This window comes from Aliiglaciecola sp. 3_MG-2023, assembly GCF_030548205.1.
In the GTDB taxonomy this organism is placed as follows: Bacteria; Pseudomonadota; Gammaproteobacteria; order Enterobacterales; family Alteromonadaceae; genus Aliiglaciecola.
Window position 1 is genome coordinate 1 of the sequence record NZ_JAUORV010000020.1, and the last position, 14,515, is coordinate 14,515.

Genomic DNA, 14,515 nt, shown 5'->3' on the forward strand with positions numbered 1-14,515 from the left:
CTAAAGCCGCCGACTACAGCGGGGAAATGTACCCCTGTAGCATGGTCTTTAGGCCATGGGCGTTCCATGGGTTATTGATATCCTTCGCTCGGGGCTAAAGCCGCCGACTACAGGCCAAGCACCTGCCTACGAAAACCTATCTGCGTGGAGAAAGGGAGCCATTGCCAAGGTTAGGGCTTGGGTATAATTGCCACCTCGGGTTTCAAGTCCATTGGTTAACAACCCTATTGCACCGCCTTTTTGTTTGATGTTACTGGTACCGAACAACTGGTCCATTAAGGGCCCAAGCTCTTCGCCTTGCTGCAGCCGATTATACACGGATTCAGGGATGGGTAAGTTGGCGCTTCTGCCCACTTGCATTTTAGATCCTGCCGAAATCACCACATAAGCAAAGGTAGCGGGACCATATTCAAAATGGTCTACACCGCCCTCCATAGCGGCGTAAAAATCCGCCTCAAAATGAGACTGGCAGTAATTAACTCGATTAACTGCGCCTTGATAGGTTTCTTTTTCTGACAGAGGCTGTTCAGAAACCAAAGAAGGTGCATCTACCCCTCGGCAATCAATTAGTTTGTCTGGATAAATTCTCGCTAAGGTATCTTTAAATGCGTTAACTTTTACCGGATTTTTTGAGCCAACGAGGGCAACGATTGTATTGTTTTCAAATTCCATTCAATGGGCCTTAAGGTTAGTCTGAATGCAAGGCTTCAATGGGGTTAAGTCTCGATGCTTTAATCGCTGGAAATACACCAAATCCAACACCTACAATCATACAAATCGACAAGGATAAAACAATTGCTGTCATAGACCAACTCACCGCCCAACCAGAATAGAAACCGATAATCTCAGATAACACTAAACCAAAGAACACCCCCAAAAGTCCGCCTAATACAGAAATAGTAAAGCTCTCAGCAAGAAATTGTTGCTTAATGTCGATCTGGCGTGCGCCGACAGCCCGCAAAAGGCCAATTTCAGTGGTCCTTTCCATCACGTTGGCCAACATAATATTCATAATACCGATACCACCGACTAGTAAAGAAATACCCGCCACACAGGCCATGACAATATTAAAAATTTCTTGGGTTTGTTTTTGTTGCTCCAACAGCGCGGCCGGAATAATTAACTCATAATCTTGAACACCACCATGGCGCATTTTCATCAACTCAGCAACGGCTTTAGAAGCGACAATTGGATCTGTGGATTTTTCAATGCTCAGCTTAATACTGTCTAATTCACTGGCTAACTTTTCGCTTTTTAGTTTTTGTTCGGCAGTAGAGATAGGAATAAAAATGCGATAACGATCGCCGCCTATCTTTACGCCTTGAAACTCATTTTTGTTTCCTTCCGGCGGGGCTAGCACCCCCACAACATGCAACCAGATATGGTTCACTTTAACGTACTTCCCAAGGGCTTCCTGGTTGGGAAACAACTCATTGGCAACATCAATGCCCAAAACCGCCACTTGTGCTAAGCTGTCATTGTCATCTTGGTTCGTAAACCGTCCGGAAGTGAGGCGCATATTAGCATGTTGGTAATAACTGCTAGAGACGCCTATTAACTGGGCATCAGATTTTCCGTAGTCACTATAAATATCGTGTACTTTAATGCCTTTACTGGCGCTGTAATCTGCAACGAAGGGCAAGGTTCTCAGGGCTGCACGCACATCCCCCATGGTCAACCCCATGCTTTCTTCGCGGATTTCTACTAACTCGTCTTTATCATAATTAACACCTTGCACAATGATATTGTTAACCCCCATGGAGTCGATCAGCTTAAGTGCTTCGTTTTCTGCTCCTTTGCCGATGTTCAGCATGGCAATCACCGCACCGACACCAAAGATCATACCCAACAATGTCAAAAAGGTACGTAATTTTTGCGCCGACAATTCAGCTATGGCGTCAGCAATTAAACTCCAGTAACGCTTCATGATGACGGCTCCGGTAAGCTCAGGGAAATAACATCACCTTCCTGTAATCCACTTTCAACTTCTACAAAATACAAATTCTTTTTCACTGTGGTAACAGGACGTTGTTCGAAGTTCAAACCTGTTTTCAAGTAAACATAACTTTGACCATGTTGATGATGTATCGCTTGCAAAGGTACCAATAAAGCAGGTTTCGCATCCTGCACTAATATTTCAGCTTTGAGCTTCCGACCTGGCTGCATTAGGCGAATATCTTGCTGGGTTAAGGCAACAACGAGCTCATAATACGTTACAGGATTACCTCTTTCGATTGAACGAGGGTAACCCGAAACAGTCGATACTTTGCCATTAAAGGTTTTATCGGGGTATGCATCGAGTGTGACTTTCACCTCAATGCCTGGCTTTAAACTAATGGCATCTTTAGCCAATACAAAAACGCGGGCTTGCATGTTATTCAAATTAGGGATTTTAGCAATGGCACGACCAGGAAAAACAGTTTGCCCCACAGAGGGTTTTTCTCCCATACGGTCTTTTTCATAGGTAAGCAGTCCATCATTAGGAGCAAATACCTGAAGTTGCGACAGAGCTTGCTGATGACGTAAATATTTGAGTTCATGGCCTCTGCGCTTTATTTCCAACACCCCCACGTTACTGTTATTTTGCTGTTCAACACTGTCTCGCTTCCAATCCAAAAACTTGTCCTTGGCTCCCAAAAAATCGCGATTTTGAAAGGAATCGATAATTTCCAACTTGGAGTACACCCGCAAGTCATCAATGGCAAATTTATCGGCAAAATCGAACTCGTAATCAACGAATTCTTGTTCAGAGAGAATATCATTTTGTTGTTGATATCGTTCAGCTTCGCTTTGAATAATATCTTGGCTGAACAGTGCCATTCGTAATTCTTCTTCTTTGCTATCAACTAATAATTGTTCGGCATCAAAACGGGCTATGATATCGCCTTTTTTAACTAGGCTATTTTCATCTGCCAACCAGGAGATAACCATAGGACGCCTGCCAGGAGAGACTATTTTTTGAGCTTGGACTGCTTCAATCTCACCGAATCCATCGAGGCTGATAGCAAAGGGCTTGGTATTCACCTCAAAGGTCGGTATTTGGCTCACTTCCTCTTCACAGCCAGTTAAAAGCACTAAGCACAGTACGCTGAAATAGTATTTTATTGGGCTCATGTACGGTCCTCTGTCAGCAATTCCACATTCGCCTTCATGCCCGGACGCATCATTTCCAAGTCTAGCTTGTCAAGCTTTACCCATGCATCAAATACCACCTTCAGGTTATGCTGAGATCGATTTCGATAGGCTTGGCCAAGAGATGTGATAGTGCCAGCAAAAGGCTTTTCAGGATGAGCATCTAATATTACTTTTACTTGCTGACCAACCTTGACCACTGAAGAATCTGATTCATCAAATTCCACTTTCACAGCAAGTTTATCTAATGATGGTAGGGTCACAATAGGACGCCCCATATAGACAGTTTCACCTACTGCGGGTTTGTTGTCATTGTTATCCACTTGATACACAACTAAACCGTCTTTGGGGGCTTTAACAACTAACCTGTCTAAGCTGTCTTGAATTGTTTTCACCCTTAGCTGTAATTTTTTAATTCGACCATTTTGAACTTCTCCATTAATCACCATTCGCTCTTTATGTTGTGCCAATTTCTGTATGGACTGTTCATATATAACGCGGTTTATTGCAGATTCTGACACTTGTTTTAAGCGTTCTACCTCTGAACGTGAAGCATCAGTAATCGCCACTTTACGCTGGGAGATTTCCATGTTCATTTTTGCTTCAGCCATGGCTAATTCAAGGTCTTTTTCCGTTGCTTGCTCTTTGAGTTTTCGTTTCTCAGATTCTTTAATTGCGGCCTCTAAATCACTTTGCTTACTAACTAAATCCTCCATCAGCTTGTCACCATCAAATTTAACCACTAAATCGCCCTTTTTTATCAAAGCGTTTTCTGGTGCTAAATATTCAATTTTAAACTGCCACATGCGGCGAATAGAGGGGGGTCCGATAGGCGCGTCTTGCAGTGAAACCAATTCAGCCGGAGCTATAATAGAGTCTTTGCTGTTGTCCTTTTCATCCGTGGCAGTAACAATTTCAGAACACCCCCACAAAGCACAAAGACTTAGCCAGATGACAAACAGTAATAAACAAAAATTTTTCATGTTATTGCTCTTGGTTAGCTGATTGCTGGATATCCACACGCACACTCATACCTGGTAGCAGGGTCAAATCAGGCATATCTACAAATTGAAAGATCACCGGGTAATAAACGCTATTGCTCCACTGTACTTTTTTCTCTGTTTGAGTAGATAAAAAGGTGAGCTTGCCTTTAAACTTTTTGCTGGGGTAAGCATCTAACACTAGCTCAACCCTATTACTAGCCTTAACTCGTTCAACATCAATTTCATGAACCCAGCTTTCAATTTGAAAGTCATCTGTGGCTTGCACATCGATAATATTCCACGCTGAACGGGCGGTCATCCCAGCCGCCATTTTTTCTCCCGTCCAAGGGTGAATTGCATAGCTAATTGGCCCTTTGAAATTAGCAGTAACACTCATTTTTTCCATTTGACTGCGTTGATAACTTATTTCGTCTTCAATTAAACGGATCTGAATTCGTTGTTTTTCAACTCCCGTTTGCATGGCTTGCTCTGCCAATTTAAGGTTTTCCCTGGCTTTGACCAGCTCCATTTGGGTACGCTGTAGGGTTAACTCAAATTTGCCTTTATCTAACTGACTAACCTGTGAATCAGGTACATTGGCTTCAATTTTAGCTTGTTCAACCTGCATTTGAGCAAGTGTTAAAGCGCCTTTTGCCTCTAAATAAGCTTGCTCTAAGTCCATGGTAATTTGAGTTAATTCTAACTGTTCTGTCTCGAGTATCTCTTCGTTGGCTTCCAACTGGCTTTGGATTAAGGAACCATCAAAAACCGCTATCAAATCACCGGCTTCAACTACTTTGCCTTCCTCTTCTAACCATTGAACTTGAATATTCCAACTGCGTCCACGTGGGGCTGTCACCACTTGCTTCTTGGCCGAGCTAATTTTTCCTGTTAACAATAATGACTCACCCGCGGCAACAACAGGATGGCTGAAAAGCAGCATAACTAAGATGCAACCCAGTCGCTGAAAAACGCTTAATTTAGAGGCAACCCCAGGCTTATTAATGTTCATCAATGATCTGGCCATCCTTCATTCTAATCACCCGTTGTGCGTAAGCGGCAATATCTTCTTCGTGGGTCACCATGACAATGGTTTGCCCAGCTTGATGTAATTCGGTTAGTAGCGCCATAATTTCAACTGAGGTTTTACTATCTAGATTTCCAGTGGGCTCATCCGCCAGTATAACTTTAGGCTGATTTATGAGTGCTCGGGCAATAGCCACACGCTGCCGCTGTCCTCCAGACATTTCGAATGGTTTGTGATGTTTACGCTGACTTAATCCCACCCTATCAATAAGTGTTAACGCCCGCTGCATTGCCTCCTCCTCACTGGTTTGGGCATAGCGCAGGGGTAAAAGTACATTTCCCAATGCATCGAGTTTGGGTAATAAATGGAATGTTTGAAAAATAAAACCGATATGACTATTACGGATGGATGATAAGGTGTCATCGTCTAATTTGGCGACGTCTTGACCGGCAAGTAAATATTGACCATGATTTGGGGTATCCAAACAACCTAGCACATTCATCAGGGTAGACTTGCCCGAACCTGAACTGCCCATTACGGCAACAAATTCATTTTCTTTTATGCTCAGCGAGACACCGTCCAGAGCAGTGACGATTTCCTCACCATTCTGAAACTGTTTTTTAACATCAATAAGTTGCAACATGTTAGATCTGGGTTCCTAGTAATGTGCCTGTGGCGAAATCATTTAGGCTAAGTCAAAATGAAAATTGGCGTATTTTCATTTTGAGTACATTCATGTCTGACTATTTTTATCAGTAATGGCCGTTAACTGACAAGTTGTAATTCCGCAAACTGACGATAAACACTGTTACCTTGCATCAATTCCTGATGACTACCTATGGCTACCACTTCACCTTTATCCATCACCACGATTCTGTCAGCATTGACCACAGTAGATAATCGATGGGCAATAATCAACGTAGTTTTACCTTCCATTAATTTATCGAGGGCAAGTTTGACTAATTGTTCGTTGCTGGCGTCCAGTGCACTCGTCGCTTCGTCGAGCAGTAAAATAGGACGATCAGCAAGAATGGCTCTGGCAATGGCAATACGCTGTTTTTGCCCACCTGATAATCTAACACCGCGCTCACCTAAATCCGTAAAATAACCATCTTTTAGTTCACTAATAAACTGATCTGCCCTTGCCGCTTTTGCGGCTTCAATCACCTCATCCATACTAGCATCTGGCCTTCCATAGCGAATATTTTCAAAGGCATTGGTAGCAAATATGACAGATTCTTGCGGTACCAATGCAAATTGTTTGCGCAGTGTCTCTGGTGATAACATCTGACTTTGAATACCGTCAATCTGAATACTGCCACTGCTTAAATCGTAAAATCTGAGCAGTAGTTGAAATAAGGTGGATTTCCCAGCACCGCTAGGCCCGACTAAGGCAACTCGTTCTCCCGCTTGAATGTGTAAATTCAGATGTTTGAGAACGGGTACTTGTTTTGCGCTTGGATAGGCGAAATTGACATCTAACATGTCTAAGCGTCCACAAATCACCTCAGGCAACGCCGCTGGCTTTGCAGGTGCTTCAACCAGAGGACGTGTTTTCAGTAATTCTAACAAACGTTCACTGGCCCCGGCTGCTTTTTGTATTTCACCAATCACTTCACTAATAGTGGCAACAGCGCCACCGGCCATTACGGCATAAAACATAAATGCAGTCAGTTCACCCGCACTAATGCCTGCACTGAGCACTTCTTTAGCCCCTAACCAAGCAACAATGGTAATAGCGGTAATACTAATCCCCATCACCAAAGCAATCATTAATGCACGGTATTTAATTCGATGGCTAGCCGCTAACATCACCGCCTCAATGCGTTCGCCAAACAAACTACGGTCGATATCTTCATGGGTATAGGCTTGTACGGTTTGAATTTCATGTAAACTTTCGTCCACATAGGCCCCCATATCAGCCACTCTGTCTTGACTATTTTTAGCATAAGTCCTTACCCGTTCGCCTAAGAATTTGATTGGCAGCAACACCAAGGGGACGGCAATAAAAACATATAAGGTCAATAGAGGACTGGTGATCAGCATCAGCAACATTGAACCAATAAAGGTAATAGAGGCGCGTAGTGCCATGGAGAGCCCCATTCCCACTACGGTTTGTAAAACTGTGGTATCTGCAGTAAATCGCGAAATGACTTCACCGGTACGGGTAGATTCAAAAAATCCTGGGGACAAATCCAGCAGATGAAAATAGACTTGCTTGCGAATATCAGCACTAACCCGTTCACCGAGCCAAATCATTAAATAAAATCTAAAAAATGCCGCGACACTTCCCACCAAAGCAATGCCTAAAACCGCGAACATCATTTGATTTAATCTATTACTGTTATCGGCGAGGAAACCTTCATCGACAACCACTTTCACCCCTTGCCCTAGCATTAACCAAGATACAGCACCAATGACAAGGGCAAGAATTGCCAACACCACTTTTCGACGGTAGGGTTTAAGTTGACTAAAAATCCATTTAATTAATTGGCGAGTTTCGATTCTTTCTGATGACATGGGCTCTCATTCACTTAACGTTTTGGGTATCCTACGCAAACTAACCCAAGTTGTAATGATAATTCGGCTCAAATACCTTTAAATCCAGAGGAATAAACTTTTTCAATACTCCAAGCCAATTAGCGACTCTGGCGCATTCAGAAATGACTCAAACTTTTCATCTATTTCACGCCTTTTACCTGACTGTTCAAGTTGCGCTAACCCTTGATTAAATTGGTCGATTTGCTGTTGTGCATTCTTTAACTGACGAGAAACAATATAAAACAAGGGGACATTGGCAACGGGGATTTTCAATATGTTGACTTTTGACAAGCTATCAAAGAGTTTAGCGTTGTTTTCACTTTGCAGATAACCATTGATAAAGCCTAAATCACTCCACCCTTTAGCGACTTGTAATAAACATCCCCCTGCATTTGCGGCTTTTTGAATAACCAACTGATGTTTATTAATTAATTCTAGTTGTTCACGACTTAGGCTGTAACCGTAGGGTAAACACAAACGAGCGTTGTGTAATTCCGCCAAAGACTTCACAACCTTGTTTTTGTTTGTATATATTCGAACAGGGATTAAATTAATGGGCTTTGAATAGATAAACGACTTTGCTCGTTGTTCAGTATACACATATGGAAAAGTGCCTTCATAGAGTCCTTCAGCTGTCCACTTATAACCTCGCTGCCAAGGTAATATTTCAATATCAATTTGTTTACCCATTTGCTGATATACGGCTTCGACTATGGATACCGACCAGCCGTTATCCATCGCTTTAGGATCCACATACGGATAGTAATTAGAGCCAGTAGTTAATGCTACTTTAGTATTCAGATGAGACGATGAACTATGTTGTTGCCCCATTCCATATTGTGAATAGGCTGATAAACAAATAGTGATTAAAATAACGACAATGTATCTACCCATTCGCACATTCCCTGCGGTTCACTCTATTTATAACGTTTTTCTAATCAAAGGTGATTGTTCAGTAGAATATAATATTATTCTTAATAAATGAATTAGTAGACAGTAAAGACACCCATTTTGTCAGTATGTCATGGGGGAAGTGTGTTGTAGCACGGGATGTATCCCGTGGAAATAGCCATTGAATTAAACCCTGTAGCACGGGATTTATCCCGTGGAAATAGCCATTGAATTAACCCTGTAGCACGGGATTTATCCCGTGAAAATAACCATTGAATTAACCCTGTAGCACGGAATTTATCCCGTGGAAATAACCATTGAATTAACCCTGTAGCACGGGATTTATCCCGTGGAAATAGCCATTGAATTAACCTTGTAGCACGGGATTTATCCCGTGGAAATAGCCATTGAATTAACCTTGTAGCACGGGATTTATCCCGTGGAAATAACCATTGAATTAACCCTGTAGCACGGGATTTATCCCGTGGAAATAACCATTGAATTAACCCTGTAGCACGGGATTTATCCCGTGGAAATAGCAAATTGCTTCAAACGGGGCAACAGCCCCGCCTACTCAGTAACGTTACGAGTACATTTCAACGGCAACAGCAGTCGCTTCTCCACCACCGATACACAATGAGGCAATCCCTTTCTTCAAACCTTTATTTTGCAATGCATGAAGAAGGGTCACAATAACGCGAGCTCCTGAGGCTCCAATGGGATGACCAAGGGCACAGGCACCGCCATTGATATTCACTTTATCGCTGTCTAAGCCTAATTTATCAATGGCTAGCATGGTCACCATGGCAAAGGCTTCATTGATTTCAAATAAATCGACATCTTCTTTTGCCCAGCCTGTTTTAACCAATAATTTTTCCATCGCACCAACAGGAGCAACGGTAAAATCTTCTGGCTTAATGGAGTTGGTAGCATGTCCTACAATCTTAGCCAATGGTGTCAGGCCAAGGGATTGAGCTTTCGCTTCGGTCATTATCATCAACGCAGCCGCGCCATCTGATATTGAGCTAGAATTGGCAGCCGTAACAGTGCCATCTTTTTTAAATGCTGGACGTAATTTAGGAATCTTATCTGGCATTGCATTGCCTGGACCTTCATCGGTATCCACGACAACGTCACCTTTACGGGTTTTTACCGTAACCCCGGTAATTTCATTTTTGAAGGCACCGGTTTCAATGGCATTTGATGCTTTCGTTAACGAAGATAAGGCAAACTCATCCATTTGTTCTCGGGTGATAGATTCAGCATCCGCAGTATCTTGTGCAAAGCATCCCATTGCCTTTCCATCATAAGCATTTTCAAGACCATCCAACATCATGTGGTCAAGTACTTGGCCGTGGCCCATGCGATAACCGGCTCGGGCTTTAGGTAAAATGTAAGGAGCATTACTCATGCTTTCCATGCCACCAGCAATAACCACTTGTGCTGAACCTGAGGCGACTAAATCGTTGGCTAACATAACGGCTTTCATACCCGAACCACAGACTTTGTTGATGGTTAATGCACCTGTGCTTAACGGTAACCCAGCTTTTATTGTTGCTTGTCTAGCGGGAGCCTGGCCTAAACCTGCCGGTAATACACAGCCCATAATAACTTCATCAATGATATTTTTATCAACATCACCTAAGGCAGCTTTAACCGCAGTTGCGCCTAGGTCTGTTGAATCGACAGCGGATAAGCTCCCCATAAAACCACCCATGGCGGTACGTTTAGCAGACACAATAACTATAGTATCGTTACTCATTTATATAACCCCTTATACTGAATTAGCAGCATAAAATGCCCCGAAAACAAGACGTCTAATAGCTGCCAACGGTTTTCCTTTGAAAAATTGTAGAAGCAAACTAGAGCATTAAGAAGCAGAGATCAATGATCTTTATCATATTAACGGTTATAACTTTGGTACTATTTCACTCTTTGCAACAGAGCTTAAATTTGCTGTTTAATTAGATAACTCGATATACTCATTGTGAATAATCGATAGGCAAACTAAAAATTGGAATTAGATGAAACAACATGATGCGACACCACTGTGTGATTATATTGAATATTGTGTAGAGGATATGCAAAAGCGTTCCCAAGACTTCTACCAAAACCTTAAACGACGACACAGTATCCGCCAATTTAGTGATCGTTCCGTGCCTCAGTCAATTATTGAAAACTGTATTAAAGCTGCGGGAACAGCACCTAGTGGAGCCAATCATCAGCCTTGGCATTTTGTTGCGATTCATTCAACTGCAGTAAAAAAACAAGTTAGAGAACAAGCCGAACAGCATGAACAAGGATTTTATGCCGGCCGTGCTGGTGAAGAGTGGCTTGATGCCCTTAAACCTTTAGGCACAGATGCGCAAAAACCTTATTTAGAGCATGCTCCTTGGTTAATCGCCATATTTAGCCAAAAAAAAGGCGGTGTAACCGCAGGCGAAAAACACACTAATTACTATGTGCATGAATCAGTAGGCATAGCTACAGGCATGTTAATTACCGCATTGCATCATGCAGGCTTAGTTACCCTAACCCACACACCAAAACCCATGTCTTTTTTATCGAAAATTTGTAACCGGCCTGATGATGAGCGCCCTTACATGTTGCTAATAACGGGGTATCCTGCCGACAATGCCAGCATCCCTAAACACGCGCAAAATAAAAAAGCACTTTCCGAAATCTGCAGCTTTTTATAGCACGTTATGAAAAGTGGCTTTTAAATAGGTAGTAAAATACCAAAGAGGACGAACAGCATGAAAAAATTGATTACCATTTTACTCCTATCACTGAGTATGTCTGCATGCAGTGACAATGAAGTGGGTGATGTGTCTTTGGGTGTATTCACAACCAAAGATATTAAGTTAGATGCGTTGCAAGATCCCATAGTAACGGGCGTCACTTGTCACATCTCAAGTATTGAAGCTAATTTAGATTTATCCGATCCTTCCGATAGTTCCATTGCATGCCGACAAACCGGTGAAATTACTGCCGAAATGATTAATCAAATAGATAAGTCTGATTCCGGTGAAGTGGTCTTTAAAAAGTCGAAGAGCATCTTTTTTAAAAACATGAAAGTAAGACGTATTTTTGATCCGCAATCGCAAACCCTGATGTACCTTTCCTATTCCACTAAAGAAACGTCCGGCAGTTACAAACACAGTTTATCAACGGTGCCTTTGTGGGGCACAGCAGCCTTTCCCAAACAACTACCCGCCAATTAAACCAATAAATTGCTAAGCAAAAACACATTTAATTTTGCCAGCTTAATTCCCAGTAATTGATGACAACAATTACTGGGGTTTGACAGGGTATTTCTCTTTCAACACCAAGCAGCTAGTTGATGGCAACGGAAATGAGTGTTTTTGCAATCAAAACAAACACCACCCAAATTAAAACCCGCCAAAAAATCCCCCACTTGGTGAACTTTTTGTCATCATCCTCATTTCCTGTGGCGTCGGGAGGCGCTTGATGAGTCGCTGACTTTGCACTTTGGGACTTAATCGTTTGCGCACTTACCGGATTTTCACTGGTTAAACGCAGTTTATCGCCATCTAAACTTTTCACCTTCAGAAAGACATCGTTGTTTTCACAAAACACAGATACTTCAATTTTAGGAATGCCTTTTTGCGCGGTTGAAATATCGCTGATATCAAAGGTACCTAAAAAGATCCCTTTGCTCAGTGTTGTGCTATTTCCTCGATACATATTGAGGGAAACCACAGTTTGGTTATCTTCAGATGTTGAGAAGGTTTGTGCCACTGGATTCATCAGGTTAGTACCTTTGGATACCAAAGGTGTCAGGGTGCTGCCTAATGTTTCAATGCCAATATTTTCTTGCAGGACACCACTCTTAATAGCAGGGCAATTCCTTTCCAATACTATAACGATAGCACCATCATTCGTGGTTTTGCTTTTATTCGCTTTCTTAGGTTCGAGGGTGAGGAAAAGACTACCTCGCAAGTGGGTTTCACCGCCGAAGGGTAAGCCTATGCCATTTAAGCGAATGGCTTGGCCTTTTTTATAACCTTCTGGGACTTTCAACTTGAATTGTCTATCTATTGCATTGAAAGGTATCTGATTTCCTGAGAACAAGTCTTTCTCATCCACCGCTATGGAAGCATGTAAATCTTGCCCATGAATGGTGAATACTGGGTGGGGCTCAATGGCTATTACGATATACAAATCACCCGAACTTTGCCCAAATTCAGTAACATTTCCTTCGCCACGCAAGCGAATTCGGTCGGCGGTCATCACGCCTTGGGGAATTTTAACCCTTAAGGTTTGATTCTTTTCTTGCAGCCCTTTACCAGCGCATGTAGCGCAGCTGGAATTAACTGCACCGGCAGCAAGACAAGTTTCACAAGACACGATTTTGCTAAAATTGATATCTACCACATTTTCGCTAGCGGAATTTTCTAAAGAATAAGCCAGGGAATGATTGATATCTTTTGATACTGTATCTGCGGACACATCTTCAGTTCGGTCAGTCTGCGCAGTTGAACGGCCCTTATTACCGCCACTGCCTGCTAATTCTAATCGCCAACCGTTGCGTGTTGCCTCCTCCACTACATATTGACGGACGGTAGATTCATCCGCACCAAAACTGATGCCTTTACTGATGAGTAAGGCCATTTCGGTTTCACTTATGACACCATCAGAGCCAGCTAATTCAAGCATATCCTCTAGCCGTGACAAGGGATTGTCTTGCCCCTTTACATCACTGCCATCCACTTCCACGCTGGCTAATAAACGGGCCTTAACTTCTTGCATTGTCTGTGGCCGTTCGAGGGGTTTAAACTTCAAACAATCATCAATTAAGCTCAGCAACTTAGCGGAATACCCTAAATCAGTAAAACTCGTAGCCGCTTTAAGGGGATCCTCACGGCCACTGACAATGGCCAAAATGCGACTTTCCGCTTTGATGCCACCAGTGCCCGTAACAATTCGGTACATAAGCGCACCAAAAGCATGAATATCCACTGTTGGTTTGGCTTCTCCTGTGCCTTCAATTTGCTCCATAGGCGCATAAAAATCAGAATAAGGGGCTTGGGATTGAGACGCCAAAGCAAAATTCTGTTTGGCCGCACCAAAATCGATTAACACAGGGGATCCATCTGAACGACGAATAAATACGTTTGCCGGTTTAATATCACGATGCAATACCCCTTGCTGATGGACATAGGCTAAGCCATCGGCCATGGGGATTAGAAAATGGAGTAATTGCTCTTGTGAATATCGTTGGCCTTGGGCTTCTAAACTTAAAATCAATTCATCAAGTGCTAAACCATCTTCAAAGTCCATCACCAAATAAGCCGTACCATTGGCAGTAAACAGATCACGACAACGCACCACATTCTGGTGGCGTAACTTGACTAAAGTGCGACCTTCTTCCATAAATCGGCGCAAACAATCACTGTATACATCTTGTTTAGATGAACCGTGGGGAATAACAGTAGTCCCCTGCCGACTGGCAAGTTCCACCGGTAAAAACTCTTTGATCACCACCTGTTCTTTCAAATGAGCATGATGGGCCTTATACACCACGCCAAAGCCACCTTGTCCTAAAACAGACTCGATAACATAGTGATTTAACGGGGTGCCTTGAGGCAGGGCTAAAATATTTTCATCCATTTATCACGTCCCCTAACGTTGCCGCTTGTATCATTTATTATTCCTCTTCGCACAATATTATTAACCATAAAATCCCTTTGCCGCTTAATGCTTCTTTTGCGGGGAATGGCCATATTGTGCTGTTTTTTATACCACTACACGGCGTTCTCGTCAGATTGTATTATTCCACTTCCATTTGGCGAAATAAAGCATGCTGTACTTTGCACACCACATCAAATACCTTCATTTCTAATACAGATTCCATCACCTAATGATTAAGCTCTATACCTGCAGGGAAAGTAACTGCATGCTCTGTTTTCTAGCGATA

The 14,515-nt window shown here is 42.6% G+C and carries 13 protein-coding genes; 2 read left to right on the forward strand and 11 right to left on the reverse strand.

Going from position 1 to position 14,515, the window contains the following annotated elements; genetic code table 11:
- Positions 1-126: 126 nt before the first annotated feature.
- The 10 genes from yjjX to Q4574_RS18915 all read right to left on the reverse strand — a co-directional run bounded on the left by yjjX (position 127) and on the right by Q4574_RS18915 (position 10,336).
- Positions 127-672 carry an inosine/xanthosine triphosphatase gene (gene yjjX / locus Q4574_RS18870; protein ID WP_303476532.1) on the reverse strand — a complete coding sequence of 182 codons (546 nt, stop codon included), beginning with the start codon at positions 670-672 and terminating at the stop codon, positions 127-129.
- Positions 673-688: 16 nt separating this feature from the next.
- On the reverse strand, positions 689-1,927 hold the full coding sequence (locus Q4574_RS18875) for an ABC transporter permease (protein WP_303476533.1): 1,239 nt from the start codon (positions 1,925-1,927) through the stop codon (positions 689-691).
- Positions 1,924-3,114, reverse strand: coding sequence for an efflux RND transporter periplasmic adaptor subunit (locus tag Q4574_RS18880; protein WP_303476536.1), 1,191 nt, complete (start codon positions 3,112-3,114; stop codon positions 1,924-1,926). Before Q4574_RS18880 ends, Q4574_RS18875 begins: the two co-directional genes overlap by 4 nt.
- Positions 3,111-4,115, reverse strand: a complete 1,005-nt coding sequence (locus Q4574_RS18885; protein WP_303476538.1) for an HlyD family secretion protein — start codon at positions 4,113-4,115, stop codon at positions 3,111-3,113. Before Q4574_RS18885 ends, Q4574_RS18880 begins: the two co-directional genes overlap by 4 nt.
- Position 4,116: 1 nt before the next feature.
- A complete protein-coding gene (locus Q4574_RS18890; protein WP_303476540.1) occupies positions 4,117-5,127 on the reverse strand; it encodes an HlyD family secretion protein in 1,011 nt (336 codons plus the stop codon).
- Positions 5,117-5,785 (reverse strand): ABC transporter ATP-binding protein, encoded by a 669-nt coding sequence (locus Q4574_RS18895; RefSeq protein ID WP_303476542.1) that lies wholly within the window; start codon positions 5,783-5,785, stop codon positions 5,117-5,119. The genes Q4574_RS18890 and Q4574_RS18895 overlap by 11 nt, the downstream gene beginning before the upstream one ends.
- A gap of 122 nt (positions 5,786-5,907) precedes the next feature.
- Complete coding sequence (locus tag Q4574_RS18900; RefSeq protein WP_303476545.1) at positions 5,908-7,662, reverse strand: ABC transporter transmembrane domain-containing protein; 1,755 nt, start codon at positions 7,660-7,662, stop codon at positions 5,908-5,910.
- 102 nt (positions 7,663-7,764) lie between these two features.
- Positions 7,765-8,577: an ABC transporter substrate-binding protein gene (locus Q4574_RS18905; protein WP_303476548.1), complete on the reverse strand. Its 813-nt coding sequence runs from the start codon at positions 8,575-8,577 to the stop codon at positions 7,765-7,767.
- A 128-nt stretch (positions 8,578-8,705) separates the two neighbouring features.
- The gene (locus Q4574_RS18910) at positions 8,706-9,116 is read right to left on the reverse strand and encodes a hypothetical protein (protein ID WP_303476551.1); all 411 of its coding nucleotides are present in this window, start codon (positions 9,114-9,116) and stop codon (positions 8,706-8,708) included.
- A gap of 41 nt (positions 9,117-9,157) precedes the next feature.
- Positions 9,158-10,336: a thiolase family protein gene (locus tag Q4574_RS18915; RefSeq protein ID WP_303476553.1), complete on the reverse strand. Its 1,179-nt coding sequence runs from the start codon at positions 10,334-10,336 to the stop codon at positions 9,158-9,160.
- Positions 10,337-10,598: 262 nt separating this feature from the next.
- Here Q4574_RS18915 and Q4574_RS18920 point away from each other — a divergent pair, with 262 nt between their 5' ends.
- Positions 10,599-11,273, forward strand: a complete 675-nt coding sequence (locus Q4574_RS18920) for a nitroreductase family protein (RefSeq protein WP_303476555.1) — start codon at positions 10,599-10,601, stop codon at positions 11,271-11,273.
- A 57-nt stretch (positions 11,274-11,330) separates the two neighbouring features.
- Positions 11,331-11,798 (forward strand): CreA family protein, encoded by a 468-nt coding sequence (locus Q4574_RS18925; RefSeq protein WP_303476557.1) that lies wholly within the window; start codon positions 11,331-11,333, stop codon positions 11,796-11,798.
- Positions 11,799-11,910: 112 nt separating this feature from the next.
- Here Q4574_RS18925 and Q4574_RS18930 read toward each other — a convergent pair whose 3' ends face one another.
- Positions 11,911-14,208, reverse strand: coding sequence for a DnaJ C-terminal domain-containing protein (locus tag Q4574_RS18930; RefSeq protein ID WP_303476559.1), 2,298 nt, complete (start codon positions 14,206-14,208; stop codon positions 11,911-11,913).
- Between the last annotated feature and the right edge of the window lie 307 nt (positions 14,209-14,515).

Excerpts from the sequence above, each read along its gene's own strand:
- yjjX (WP_303476532.1), bottom strand. The coding sequence starts at position 672 with ATGGAATTTGAAAACAATACAATCGTTGCCCTCGTTGGCTCAAAAAAT.
- Q4574_RS18875 (WP_303476533.1), bottom strand. The coding sequence starts at position 1,927 with ATGAAGCGTTACTGGAGTTTAATTGCTGACGCCATAGCTGAATTGTCG.
- Q4574_RS18880 (WP_303476536.1), bottom strand. The coding sequence starts at position 3,114 with ATGAGCCCAATAAAATACTATTTCAGCGTACTGTGCTTAGTGCTTTTA.
- Q4574_RS18885 (WP_303476538.1), bottom strand. The coding sequence starts at position 4,115 with ATGAAAAATTTTTGTTTATTACTGTTTGTCATCTGGCTAAGTCTTTGT.
- Q4574_RS18890 (WP_303476540.1), bottom strand. The coding sequence starts at position 5,127 with ATGAACATTAATAAGCCTGGGGTTGCCTCTAAATTAAGCGTTTTTCAG.
- Q4574_RS18895 (WP_303476542.1), bottom strand. The coding sequence starts at position 5,785 with ATGTTGCAACTTATTGATGTTAAAAAACAGTTTCAGAATGGTGAGGAA.
- Q4574_RS18900 (WP_303476545.1), bottom strand. The coding sequence starts at position 7,662 with ATGTCATCAGAAAGAATCGAAACTCGCCAATTAATTAAATGGATTTTT.
- Q4574_RS18905 (WP_303476548.1), bottom strand. The coding sequence starts at position 8,577 with ATGGGTAGATACATTGTCGTTATTTTAATCACTATTTGTTTATCAGCC.
- Q4574_RS18915 (WP_303476553.1), bottom strand. The coding sequence starts at position 10,336 with ATGAGTAACGATACTATAGTTATTGTGTCTGCTAAACGTACCGCCATG.
- Q4574_RS18920 (WP_303476555.1), top strand. The coding sequence starts at position 10,599 with ATGAAACAACATGATGCGACACCACTGTGTGATTATATTGAATATTGT.
- Q4574_RS18925 (WP_303476557.1), top strand. The coding sequence starts at position 11,331 with ATGAAAAAATTGATTACCATTTTACTCCTATCACTGAGTATGTCTGCA.
- Q4574_RS18930 (WP_303476559.1), bottom strand. The coding sequence starts at position 14,208 with ATGGATGAAAATATTTTAGCCCTGCCTCAAGGCACCCCGTTAAATCAC.